Here is a 12,114-nt window from a genome sequence, read left to right on the forward strand (position 1 = left end):
GCTTCGCCGTGCGAGCGCGTTCCTGGTTCCGTGAGTTCCGCGAAATCGCGCTGATGTGTGCCGTCTATAACATCAAACGCTTCGTCAAACAGTGAAATCCTACGCTGTATGGCGATTCAACACAGCCGTTTGACGAGACGGTGCTTCGATTTACTGACCCAGACGGCACGCAACTAGAACTTGTCACCGGCGAGTCGGCTGTAGAACCATATGTAGACGGGCTAGTTCCAACACAATATGCAATTCGTGGCATCTCTGGTGTGACGCTGCTTTCGACGAATGTCTTTGTTACTGCAAGTGTGCTGGAGACGCTGGGGTTCGAACTCCTCGAACAGGAGGGAGATCGGGTTCGATATCAAGCACCAGGTGACCGTGCTACGAGTATCGATCTCCTCGACCGAGATGTCGACTTCGGCCGTGAGGGTGCTGGGTCGATCCACCACGTTGCCGTGCGTGTCCCTGATGAAGAACAACTCTTTGAGTGGCACAAACTCTTCCGAGAACGCGAATACGACGTATCACGGGTGATGGATCGACACTTCTTCCACTCATTGTATGTTCGTGAGCCCGGTGGTATTCTGTTTGAACTTGCGACCGAACAACCAGGACTGACAGCCGATGTCGACCTTAATACGCTTGGCGAATCGTTGTTCCTCCCACCGTGGCTCGAAGAAGACCGTGAAATAATCGAAAGCCAACTTCCGCCACTCAATATTACGCCTGATTCGGAACCAAATTGATGGCCCAGCATACATCTTCGACCGATCCAGAAGCGGACCCACACGAAGGCCAACCGACTGAGACCGCTGGCGCACCTCCACAAGCAGCTGAAGCGGCCGTGATCATGCTTCACGGCCGGGGGTCGACTGCACAATATTTTCTGAAACTCATCGACGAATTTCTCCACCATGGCGTGATGTATCTCGCTCCCCAGGCCGCCCAGAGCACATGGTATCCCCGGTCGGGTTATGGACCAATCGAAGAGAACGAACCGTGGCTCTCCTCAGCATTTGATCAGGTAAGGAGTTGTCTTGAGACAGCCGCTGCCGCAGGTATCCCTTACGAACGCACACTCCTACTGGGGTTTTCACAAGGTGGGTGCCTTGCAAGCGAGTTCGTCGCACGAAATCCCCGTCGCTACGGTGGACTCGTGGTGTTATCCGGGAGTTTACTTGGACCAGAAATCAGACAAGACTACGAAGGCTCTATCGATGGCACACCGGTGTTTCTTGGGTGTAGTAGTGACGATACCTACGTTCCTGCAGAGCGCATTCGCGAATCAGCTCACGTGTTTGAACAGCTCGATAGTGCGGTCGACTACAGACTTTATGATGATTTGGGACACGCGATCAATGACGACGAAATCCAGATGATCAACACATTCATCCAACGATTACTTTGAGCCGGTGTGGTGTCAATGGTCAGACTCCGGCCTGCAGATACTGTGTGAGCTTTCGGAATACCCAACGAGTACCCGGCAGCAACAGCGTATATATCAGCGGTGCAGATGTACCCCTCCGACTCAATGGAGACATCTACGTTCTGTTCTCCAGCGACGATCTCGCGAAACACACGCTCAGTAACTGCGCAGACTCTGTCATAGAATGGCGATTCAAGAGACAGTGTGAAATACCACCGCTACCGTGTCTCTAAAGCACATCGTCACATATCTCGATGGAAGAACACTGAATGACCGACTCGCATTGGCAGGCTGCGATACAGACGGCGCGCAACTCAAAGTCTGGGATCTATGGTCCACAGTCGTTTCGAGATTACATCACAGACATTGGGCAGGACCCTCGTGATTATCGAACGGCTGCAGAGATTTCTATCGATAAGAGACGAGATCTTGCGAGCGAATTAGAACAGAACGATATGATGGTGCTTCGGCTGGGACGGGCACCCGACGGCACTGGGACCCAATTTGCATTGGTCGAAGCTGAAGGTGGGTTAGATGACTTCTTTATCGACGAGGCGACCTTCGATTCAGATCAGTATACCGAGCTCGACCTGCGCCCAGAGAGCCAAGACGCACAGAACTTCGCCCAGCAAACCCAAGATAGGCTTCGTGCATATCAACTCCTTCCCCAGTTTTCTGAGTCCTCGTTGGTCAATCTGGCACTCACGAGTGGCTTGGTGAGTCGAACACTGGGTCTTGACGTTGAAACAGTCGGCGCTGCGCCTGCTACCGTCGCCTCGACCTTTGAGTTTGAGTTCCAACCACACCCAGCGACCCCAGTGACACTCCGACATAACAATGGACAAGTCGAAGTCGACGCCTGTTTTGTGAGTCGACGGAATGGGAAGCGAGTCTTGATCGTGCTTGAGGCGAAGACCGGGACGAAGCGATCGCTTGCCAAACACAAGCTCTTCTATCCACTGATGAGTCTTCAATCAGAGGCCTCGAATGAGGACTTTGAGATTATTCCGGTCTACCTCCGAGCCCAAGAGATCAAGGGTGGGATCGACTACCATATCTACGAATGTACGCCATTTGATGGTGAAAAGCCGGTCCTTAGCAGTGTACGCGTCGACTCCCATAGCCAGTACCGACTCCGGATTTGATGTCGACAGTCTGTGGGTCGGTTGAATTTTTTGTGCCGGATCTCACGGGCCAAGTGTTACGTAGAGGTCGACAGGCTTGCGGCGGCAGCCGACACGGTTTGGGACGACGACCAGTGGGTGATTGATCTGAAATTATGGACTAACGGGACAACCAACGCGTATGCCTACAAGCGGGCGGGTCACATTGAGGCCGGCCACCAGATTGAGAAGCGACTGTTTGTTGTCGACGGTGAGGTGTGGGCCTCTAAACACATATACAGCAACGAGCAGCTCGATGAGTGGGGTCTCGGTTTGGTGGATTCGTGACTAGACCTTTGAGTCTCCCTTTTGAGGGTCCGTCTTTGTGTGTCGGATAGTCACAACTTTTCTAACTGACTGGTGTGACTGTCAAACTATGAGAGAAGTTGTCGACACCGAACAGGCATTTGAGCAAGCGGTGTTTGATTATCAGACGGTTGGTTATGAAGTGATCGAAAAGGCCCAAGGGCGCGCTGTTCTCAAACGTGGGCTTCGTGGCGATTGGATCTGGCACGTCCCGTTGTTCATCTTTACTCTTGGAGTCGGGAATATTGCGTATCTGTTCTACCGGTGGTTCAACCGGCCTGAGAAACTGGTTGTCCGTCGACGGATGGCTCCTGATGAGGGAGCTGTGGAACGAACGGAAAAGTATGGGTAAGACGGTCGACAAGACGGCGAATAGTTTGCTCCAGCGCTGTAACGCTGATTTTATCACATCTCTGCTGTAGGTTGTCGGTCGACCCACTGCGGCAGTCGTGGTCGACGATCCGCTCTGGGAGGCCCTCACGTACACAATCAGGACACTCCAACAGGTCGGGTCGCGAGAGCTCGTCGACCAGCGTAATGGCTATCTAGATATGCTCAAGTGTTTCAGCGTCGACGGCAGTGGTTGCGGCGGCGGCCAACTGATCACACAGTTCGTCGACGGGTGTCATTGCGGTTCCAGGAATGTAAGCCGACTGTGGACGAATCGGGTGTGATTTTGAATTTCTTAACCAACAGTTAAGCCAGAGCTGATCGCTTGTTGGTTAAGATTTGATGAGTAGACGATCGGGAATGCGCGATTGCAATGTGCGTGGACGGCCGATGCGGTCGACCTGTGTTGGTGTGGCGACCCACTTCGGCATTGATGATTGAGAATCTGCTCTGGCATACCCATGACCGTTTGTTGAGGCAGTGCTGAATAGAGGGCGCGTATCGGTCATACCTCCGTCCCGCATCGAACCGGATGCCATGTACCCCCTGTGAGATTAAATCAGGTGTCCGTAGCTGTTTACAGGTCGGTTCGAAGTACGTCGATTGCAGATCACATCGAATTCCGGAGTCGACTCTTTCATTTCCGAGACTATTTTTATTTACCAATTGAAACAATTAGGCTCTGTACTTTGCACATCCGACACCTGCACTGAAGTAGAGATACCGAATATAATGCTATTGGATAGATTTCCCCCTCCCCCATCTCTGATAGTCTAGTGTGTCTCTTACTTTCCCCCAGTGCGAGACCACTACAGTAAGTCCAACTGACGTAACCCCCGGACAAAACACGTCTTCGGTATCTCTACCAGTGGACTTCCAAACTGGTAATACAGCAAGACGTCCATTCCCCCCAGAATGGCCTGTTGCTGGATTATCAGCCTGCCCGGTTTCAATACGACTGCTGCATTCCCCCATACAGCAGACCGAGTGGAATTCAATCCACGCATTTAGTAAGACAGTGGCGTATATGAATAGTGAGACTGACTAGTCAGTGTATGCCTTTCCCGGAAGCTTCGAATAACTGTTCGAAGATCGCTTGTTCTGCTTTGCGGAGGTGGCGATTGTATGTTTTCCGTGTGATTCCCAAGCGATCTGCTAACTCGTCGCCGGAACTTGCTCGTGGGGTCTCAAAGTAGCCGCCATAGTAGGCCATCTGTACGGCTACAAGCTGCTTTTCGGTCAGCACATCTTCGATGATATTGTACAAGAGCCGTGGTGAGTAGTCGAGTTCGTGAGACACGACTTCGATATCCGAACACACATGCCGAATCTCTCCAAGGGCAGTTCGGAGATCGAGATCTCCCGGTAGTCTTCCAGTAAGCACCACTGAGCCATCCGACTGAGGTTTAATGAGAGAAATCACTTGCCCTCCGAGAGACTCAAAGACTAACGGGACACGCAGGTCCCCTACATGGACCTCTAGTCGACAGACCTCATCAGTCGACTTGAGCAATTTCGCATCTAAGATGGTAGAATCTTCAGCGGCCACGCTGTGTACTGTTTTCGTTGGAATTCCAGTTGCGGAGAGGTATTCGAGTGCGGTTCCATCGGGAAGTCTCACCACCTCATCGATATCGATCTGGAATCCGGAATCAGCAGCGGCCACAAACGGCTCAAACAGCTGTTCTGAAGAGAGTTCGACCAATCGTATCTCTTCGCTCGTCAACTTGTCTTCGCGGTCTTTCAGCGCTGTCGCATCTTCAATGCCGACAACAATGTAGTCGACATCCCCACTGGCATTGAACACAGGTGCAGAGTTACTCGACAACCATCGTTCGGTCCCATCTGGGAGCTCAATCCAGTGTTCAAACCCATACACAGCCCGTCCCGTTTTCAAAACACGTGTGATTGGGTGCTCATCCACAGGAACTGGCGTTCCATCGTCGTAATAGATGTTCCACTCAGGCTGTCTGTAGGTTCGGCTCGTAATCTCACTGCGTTCGAGGCCTAACATCTCCTCAGCACGTTCGTTCGCAAATTCGATCTCCCCAGAGGAGTCGACAACAACGATACTTACAGGACTGGCCTCCAAGATCTGCTCGATTAGCAAATCCTCGCCTAGGCCACGAGCGAGTCGACCAGTGCTGTCGGATTCAGTGCGCGGATGAGCCAGATCAAAATCATCCACAGACGGTGGTCGCCACCATACCTGTATGTCGTTGGCAATCGATTTAGATTTCAATTGTCCTTGACTGCCCAGTGAATTCAGTGTCGCCTGCGCCACGGATGGACTACATCCCACACCACTCGCAACCTCTTCCGTAGTGAGAGGCTCTGTGGTATCACTCATTGTGTCGAAAACTCTGAAAACCACCTGCCTATCGATTTGACCCGAACAACCCATTGTCTATTCTAGGAGTGTATACGAATAGACGTTGTTGGCTATTTTGTAGACAGTCGGTGTTCTGGGCCAATAGAACAAAGAAAATTGGACTGGTTACCGGATTCAGTCGTCGACTGTTTTCCGGAGTTCCTCGGAGAGTCGGTCAAGACAGATTTCGAAGAAACTCAGCGGTGCTTCGACCTCGATATCTCCTGGCTCATGAATTGAGTCGTCAGTCGTTTCGAGTTGGAAGTGCGTTGTTCCAAGATCCGGGTGATCATCGTCTTTGTGCCAGCCAACACTGACACCATCATCTGCCCAGTGAACACGCTGGACGTCAGTGCCCTCACGTGGCCGCCAGAGTACCTCGACTGTTGCGTCTGTCCGTGGAAACGACTCACTAAGGAAGATCTCGATGTCGACATCAGCAACAACCTTCCGAGGACGGATTCGAGACAGTTCATATCGAACGCTATCGAATCCAGGTACGTTCTCCATTCGTTCTTTGAGTCGACGAAGACCCTCACGCCGGGTGAATCCCCGGCACCTGCGAGAAAAATCACCATCTAACGACTAGCCTTCCTGCGGGAGTGTTGTCGACGAGCCACTAGACAGCGAATCAGTACCGAGTGTCGACAGCGAACTTTTGAGACTGATTGCAAGCTGAATTGATTCGCGTATCTCGACGTTGTATTCCCACTCTTCGATTACCTCTAAGCGCTCATGGCGATCCTTACTAGTAAGGACCTCACTGCCGATACTTTTGCGCAGCTCAGCGAGTGAGTCGACCCCGAATCTCTCTTTCCACCCATCGATTTCGTCACCGATCGCGTTGAGCTCCTGGGTGAGTTCGTCGAGTGTGTGTTCTTCAGCCAGTTGGCGAACTTCTCGAAGTAGCTGGGTGATGCTGTCTGGCTTGTAGCACGTACCCTCAGCAGTTTCGGTGACTTCGAGATCCCCCTGGTCGACCATCCGATTGAGATACTTCACAGCGGTATCGCGTGAGACGTCTGCCTCGGTGGCGATCCATCCTGCGTTTTGTGGTTCAGTCTGTGTCAGTACAACATGACGGACGCGTTCTGCTGCATCCGCTCCAGGAGGCCATCTCGGTTCTTTCTCACTCATGAGTAGAATCTTCGCCACCAGTACACTAATAATTTCGCACTAGCATGGAATAGTTGGTATTGGCTTACAACCGAGTTGAGGGACTGAGTAGTAGTCGACACTATTGTTCGACACCACTTCTCCCGTCAGTAGGAGACAAATGGTAAAACAAATTGGACTATTATCGCCTGAGCGTTTTCTGATATATCATCTGTATGCCCTATACTCCAGATGGCTTTTCGGCCAGAGAGAGCCAGCGGCGTTTGCACCGTTGTACCCTAGCCTTTCTTTGGACTATTCCAGAGGTACAGAAGGAAATATAACGGCCTCAGATTAGCCTAAAAGATCGTCGGGAACTTCTCTAACCGTTTTGATGACCCCGACGCGATCAAAAATGGTGGGAGTGGTCTAATTGACCCCGACGGATAGTTGAAACACCTAAAATCGACTGATTCAGGCTAAGAGAAAGGCTACGACGAAAAATACGGATAGACACTCAAATCAGACACAGACACAATCTTGAGATCAATACCAACTATTCTGCGCATATCGGGGGTTAGAGACCCTGAAAAGTGCCCGACGGACTCTACAAGCAGATTATTCTGGACTTACAACGAAAACATACAAATTCTAGTACTTAATCCAGCAGGATCAAAACTCAATCCCAGTCGACGCCGTCGCATCCAACTGGTCATACATTTCATCTGGGAAAGGGAGACTCCCCCAGATCGAGTATGGACACTGGTCTTCGCCAATGCAGTACCGCTGCATATCATCGTTACCACAGTTCATCGGAAGCGGGGTGTTACCACCAATCATATTCGAGAATTCATAGCGGAGTTGATAGTCCGTAACCTGCTCGTCATACCAGGACCAACGCGAAAAGACGCCTTTGAGATCTTCGAGTTCCTTGAGGCGGTCCTTGTCGGGCTCGTCATGCTGCTTTTCACGACGGATTGCAGCCTTGATATCATCACGAGCATCGATGATCGGCTGGAGAACGTCGACCAGATAGCCTCGGTCGTCGCAGATCGAATAGCCGAGTCGCGATCACGATGGCACTGACACCGAATCACGTCAGGAGAGACGTCGGCGGCGACATGCTCGACAAGGGCGTCTTCACGCCGTCGACGTCGAAACAGTACCTGAAACGAAAGCTCGCTGAGCGGGTCGGAGACCGACAGGAGCTACTCCGTCTCAACCCAGACCAGCACCCCGTTCGTCCTGATTAGTCACAGTTTGTTTGCAGCGTCACCGTATTCCCTGATGTGTAAAGCAGGCCCCGACTTACAGGAACGCACCCTGTGGCAGATGTCTCAGACCGAGCCCACAGCTCGTTACCATCCTCAATACTCAGACCCACAATCCGGTCAGTCGTCGGAACGACGACCGACTCCCCAACGACCATTGGGGAGCCTGCGACATCGAGGTCTTGTTCCCAGCGGACATCGCCATCCTCGACGGCAAGCGCATACACGGTTTCCTCGTCCGCGCTAAAGACGCGGCTATGTCCGATTGCTGGTGAGAACAGACCACCATCGTACATCGCTTTCGACCACTGCCGGTCTCCACTCCCAGCATCGAACGCCGCGAGTTCATAGCGGTCGTAGCTCGCGAGAACGACATCCTCCGTGCGAACTAACGGTTCCGGAATATTTGGTCCAGGGATTTCCCACTGTATTTCACCCGTCTCGCGGTCTAGCGTATAGATGCCTTGGGCGGCAGAGCCATCTGCTGTGATATACACGTGGTCGTCGTCGACGGCTGGCGGTGCAGGGATGCTTGCACGCTGGTGACCGTCACCAAACGTCCGCGTCCACTGCGTGTCGCCACTGGACGCCGCAAGCGCAGTTACATCACCCCGATCGCTCGTGGCGACGAGGAGGTCGTCAGCGACGGTCGGCGGATTGGGTCTGCCAGCTGTATCGTGTGTCCAAGTGGTCGTCCAGCTAGCGGTATCGAGCGCGACGAGCCCGCCGGTCGATGGCTCGGTATAGTCGCCAAGTACGGGCGTAACAGCGACCGAACCGGCGAGGGCCGGTGGCCCAGTTGGACGCCGATTGAGTTCGTGGGTCGTATCGGAGGACCCATCGTCGAGTTGTACGGTGGTCAGGATGCCATTGTGCTCGCCGGACGTGCGGCCGACGACGACAGCCGTATTATTTGTGGCAACGAGTCCGGTGATATCGATATCGTCCGCGAGGGAACTCGTCCAATAGTCACCACCCGCCGTGAGCGTCGGCTGATCGGGAATGGCGTTCGTATTTTGCGGAGAAGCACGTATCTGTGGCCACTGCGCGACGCCAGGATCTGTCGGCGTACACGAGTTGGTCTGGCAGCCGGCATTTGCCGCGAGAACTGTCGTGGCCGAGACTGCAAGGTATTCACGGCGCGATATGGAGGACATCTAACCGAGACATCGGATACAGAACCCATAGGGGTTTTGGATATCCATCGATGGGCGATTTACTCGAAGACAGCTGCTGTTTTTCAGGGCCAGTATGGGTGATCCCCGCCATAGGCTCGTAATTCGGACCCCGACAGTTCGTCGACCAACCCAATGGCCGTCTCAATGTGATCACACGTCTCGTCGTCGACAGCCCGTAGAGGCTACGACCATCTGATCGCACAACTCTTGAATAGTTCTGTTTTTCAGTCATCCTCGCAGTGCAGGGGTCTAGGTCTAGATTGAATACCAGAGTCGGATTTCTTGGTCGACCTCAATCAGCGAACACGACTGGTACACTTCAATAGAGGTTTTATCGTGCCCTGAGGGGTGCGGCACTCAGTATGTGTGTCCCATCTCACAATGACTCAATCACTTCTGGAGAAGCTTAGCCCGATGAATCGTGTCCTGAAACGAGCCCAGTACGAAGCCTTCGCGTTCTCCCTCTACGACGGTGATGTCCTCATTCGTAACGAGAGTCACCTCAATCCAGATGATCACGAGTACCATGTTGCAGTCGTCGACGGTGTGCCAGAGAGCTGTGAGTGTCCTGCCGATGAACGATTTGGCGGCCCGTGTAAACACCGAACGGCAATCGCGATCCGACCAACCATCCTGGATGTGGCGACCCAGATGCAGCTGGTCGCCGACGGTAGGTCACGGCAGCTCGCCAGTCATATTGACGAGATCCTCCTCGGTTCGCCACCGATACAGCCGTCCCCCTCGGTCAAACAACTCGAAGATACCATCCTGCATCCAGCCGAATGGATGCACCTCATCCTCGTACGTCCGCTTGAGGACGTGACTTTTTGCGAAGTACTCGGTCGTGCCGACGAGCAGACCCTGCTCGACGAGGAAGCCGCTCGGATCCTTCTCGGCAACGCCGACGAGATACGTCACGAGATCGGCGATGAGACAGAACTTCTGGATGCTGTTGTCCCACTCACCACGGATGTCGACCATCCGGAAGGCGTACGCGTTAGTGCGACGGTTGAGGCGGTCAACCACCAAGTTTAGACGTCGGATCGGCTCTCGGTCGTAGTTCCCGAGCACAAAGTACGACCGGTCGTTCTCGTAGACCGGAGTTAACTCGCTCAAAGCGTAGAGGATCTCTTCATTATCAGCCAGCGTTATTTCCTCTTCATCAAGTTGGTCTTTGGCACTTTTGAGAACGTCATCAGGAACAGGCGACTCCTCATCGGACATACTGAATGTCTCTCGGGGCAGGGAGATATGATTTATAGAGTAAATTACCTGTTCAACTCCTTGATTTACTCTAGAGTAATTTACTCAAGGGTAAACTACTTGTCGCCACGCCGTGTACTGTATGGTATGAGTACAGAACTTGGGACTGCTGAGGAGATGGAACCGCGCGAACTCGTTCACTTCGTCACCCAGCAGACACGATTTGCCCTCATCAACAACATCCTCCAACATCCTGATCAGCTCCCCTCGATGTACGAGCTCGAAGAGCTCAATCCCAGCGTGAGCGATGCCACCGTCTACAAGCACATCCAGAAGCTGATCGACGCTGGCATCGTGAAGGAAGTCGCACTGGACGACGACCAGCGTCGACAGGGCTACCCCTGGAAGTTCTATGGCCTCACAGAGGACGGCCGAACTTTCCTCGACGAACACAACCTCCTCACTGCAGAGGAAACCCTCCAACAGATCTACGAGACTATCTCCGACAAGCCCGAGAAGATGGTCAAGTACGAGAACGCCCCGCGACCGGACAAAGCCTAACTCCTGGAGGATCGGCTCCGTATCAGTACTCGATCACCGTTCGATTTCATAGTCAGCCGCTAGTTTCTGGAACTCGTCCCACTCCAGGAGGCTGTCGTCGTCGACTTTACCACACGTACCGAAGTAACAGATCGGGACGTCGATTTCGTCTTCGATCTCATATTTCGCCGCTCGCTCACGAAGGTCGTTCGAGAATATTACTTAAATAGATCCTTGCGTTCGGATTCTGAGAGCCGAACATCCGGGTGTGCGTTTGTCGAACACTCTTCACACTCGTAGGAGCCGCTGCCAGCTTCGAACTGGTAGATCGGATAGCCGAACAAGAAAAACGCATCCTCCTGGTGGCGTTCGATGACAGCGTCTGCGGTCGCTCCACAGCCAGGACAGTAGTCCTCGCTCATGGCTGGGACTTGGTAGGTGATTTTCTTGCGGCCCATGAATGCCTCTCTGTACGCTGCACTCTGTGATGTCTTGATGAGATCCTCCACAGGGAAGTCGTCGACACTCACCGTGTTGTCGTGACCGGTTTCGGTGGCGACGGTGACATCGGTGTAAGCACTCACCTCGACGGTGTTGTTCGACCCGACGAGGTGGAGGCGGAGGCTGCCATAGCCGTCGACTCGGACGCTGTTGTTCCAGCCAGTGACGTAGAGTTCGAACGCCGCTTCGGAGTTCTCGATCCGCACCGAGTTCTGACCACCGGTAACCGAAACCCCGGTTTCCGGCTCGGAAACGCTCAACTCGCGGTCCCAGCCGGTCACGCCGTTGTCGTACTGCTTCCGGGAGAGTGGGGATGTATCGCTTTCGTCGTGGAACCGCTGTTCGTCGCCGACGATCTGGAGGTTGCCACTGACCGCGTCGTGTTCGATGAACACATCTTCGGCGTCGACGATGAGGACGTCACCGGAGACCCCACCCGATTCGATATATCCGTCCTCGATCGTCCCGCTGATCTCGGTCTCGATGGCGCCGATATCGGCTGTGTCGCCCGTAGGCGTGTTCGTATAGACGTATTCCGCGTTCAGTATTTTCAGATCACCGCCGACGGCCCCGGACTTGACGTGGATGTTTTCGGGGTCGACAATCTTGACGGGTGTCTGTTCGTCACCGTTGAGCGTAATATCGCCGGAGTAGGTTGTCGAAGGGGAACTCATTG

At 53.3% G+C, this 12,114-nt stretch carries 12 protein-coding genes and 6 pseudogenes; 10 read left to right on the plus strand and 8 right to left on the minus strand.

Features of this window, described 5'->3' with window-relative positions:
• The 6 genes and pseudogenes from NO877_RS18310 to NO877_RS18335 all read left to right on the plus strand — a co-directional run.
• Positions 1–95 (plus strand): annotated as a pseudogene (locus NO877_RS18310) (IS5/IS1182 family transposase); the annotation flags it as partial.
• A gap of 33 nt (positions 96–128) precedes the next feature.
• Positions 129–740: pseudogene (locus NO877_RS18315) on the plus strand (VOC family protein); the annotation flags it as partial.
• Entirely contained in the window at positions 740–1,402 is a 663-nt protein-coding gene (locus NO877_RS18320) for an alpha/beta hydrolase (protein WP_256397749.1), read from the plus strand. The pseudogene NO877_RS18315 and the gene NO877_RS18320, both read left to right, overlap by 1 nt.
• A 287-nt stretch (positions 1,403–1,689) precedes the next feature.
• Positions 1,690–2,565: a DUF6997 domain-containing protein gene (locus NO877_RS18325; RefSeq protein WP_256397750.1), complete on the plus strand. Its 876-nt coding sequence runs from the start codon at positions 1,690–1,692 to the stop codon at positions 2,563–2,565.
• A gap of 30 nt (positions 2,566–2,595) precedes the next feature.
• Positions 2,596–2,871 carry a hypothetical protein gene (locus tag NO877_RS18330; RefSeq protein WP_256397751.1) on the plus strand — a complete coding sequence of 92 codons (276 nt, stop codon included), beginning with the start codon at positions 2,596–2,598 and terminating at the stop codon, positions 2,869–2,871.
• Positions 2,872–2,959: 88 nt separating this feature from the next.
• Complete coding sequence (locus tag NO877_RS18335) at positions 2,960–3,241, plus strand: DUF8108 domain-containing protein (RefSeq protein WP_256397752.1); 282 nt, start codon at positions 2,960–2,962, stop codon at positions 3,239–3,241.
• 1,086 nt (positions 3,242–4,327) lie between these two features.
• Here NO877_RS18335 and NO877_RS18340 read toward each other — a convergent pair.
• The 4 genes and pseudogenes from NO877_RS18340 to NO877_RS19840 form a co-directional block, all read right to left on the minus strand.
• A complete protein-coding gene (locus NO877_RS18340) occupies positions 4,328–5,467 on the minus strand; it encodes a helix-turn-helix domain-containing protein (RefSeq protein WP_256397753.1) in 1,140 nt (379 codons plus the stop codon).
• Positions 5,468–5,785: 318 nt separating this feature from the next.
• Positions 5,786–6,160, minus strand: coding sequence for a hypothetical protein (locus NO877_RS18345; RefSeq protein ID WP_256397754.1), 375 nt, complete (start codon positions 6,158–6,160; stop codon positions 5,786–5,788).
• A 75-nt stretch (positions 6,161–6,235) separates the two neighbouring features.
• Positions 6,236–6,787: a DUF7342 family protein gene (locus NO877_RS18350; RefSeq protein ID WP_256397756.1), complete on the minus strand. Its 552-nt coding sequence runs from the start codon at positions 6,785–6,787 to the stop codon at positions 6,236–6,238.
• Positions 6,788–7,417: 630 nt separating this feature from the next.
• Positions 7,418–7,669: pseudogene (locus NO877_RS19840) on the minus strand (primase-associated protein); the annotation flags it as partial.
• Here NO877_RS19840 and NO877_RS19845 point away from each other — a divergent pair.
• Both NO877_RS19845 and NO877_RS18360 read left to right on the plus strand, forming a co-directional pair.
• On the plus strand, positions 7,607–7,831 hold the full coding sequence (locus NO877_RS19845; RefSeq protein WP_321169434.1) for a hypothetical protein: 225 nt from the start codon (positions 7,607–7,609) through the stop codon (positions 7,829–7,831). The pseudogene NO877_RS19840 and the gene NO877_RS19845 sit on opposite strands and share 63 nt — an antisense overlap.
• Positions 7,832–7,848: 17 nt before the next feature.
• Positions 7,849–7,998: pseudogene (locus NO877_RS18360) on the plus strand (DUF6735 family protein); the annotation flags it as partial.
• Here NO877_RS18360 and NO877_RS18365 read toward each other — a convergent pair.
• A complete protein-coding gene (locus tag NO877_RS18365) occupies positions 7,995–9,173 on the minus strand; it encodes an outer membrane protein assembly factor BamB family protein (RefSeq protein WP_256397757.1) in 1,179 nt (392 codons plus the stop codon). The pseudogene NO877_RS18360 and the gene NO877_RS18365 sit on opposite strands and share 4 nt — an antisense overlap.
• A gap of 402 nt (positions 9,174–9,575) precedes the next feature.
• On the opposite strand from NO877_RS18365, the pseudogene NO877_RS18370 reads away from it, so the two are divergent.
• Positions 9,576–9,872, plus strand: a pseudogene (locus NO877_RS18370) (SWIM zinc finger family protein); the annotation flags it as partial.
• On the opposite strand, the gene NO877_RS18375 reads toward NO877_RS18370, so the two are convergent.
• Entirely contained in the window at positions 9,870–10,418 is a 549-nt protein-coding gene (locus tag NO877_RS18375) for a DUF8170 family protein (protein WP_256397758.1), read from the minus strand. The pseudogene NO877_RS18370 and the gene NO877_RS18375 sit on opposite strands and share 3 nt — an antisense overlap.
• 126 nt (positions 10,419–10,544) lie before the next feature.
• On the opposite strand from NO877_RS18375, the gene NO877_RS18380 reads away from it, so the two are divergent.
• Complete coding sequence (locus NO877_RS18380; protein ID WP_256397759.1) at positions 10,545–10,958, plus strand: MarR family transcriptional regulator; 414 nt, start codon at positions 10,545–10,547, stop codon at positions 10,956–10,958.
• A gap of 33 nt (positions 10,959–10,991) precedes the next feature.
• Here the strand turns inward: NO877_RS18380 and NO877_RS19850 are convergent.
• Positions 10,992–11,144: pseudogene (locus tag NO877_RS19850) on the minus strand (transcriptional regulator TrmB); the annotation flags it as partial.
• A gap of 11 nt (positions 11,145–11,155) precedes the next feature.
• A complete protein-coding gene (locus tag NO877_RS18385; RefSeq protein ID WP_256397760.1) occupies positions 11,156–12,112 on the minus strand; it encodes a hypothetical protein in 957 nt (318 codons plus the stop codon).
• Positions 12,113–12,114 lie beyond the last annotated feature (2 nt).

Origin of the sequence: Halohasta litorea (assembly GCF_024494645.1) — an archaeon.
Lineage (GTDB): Archaea > Halobacteriota > Halobacteria > Halobacteriales > Haloferacaceae > Halohasta > Halohasta litorea.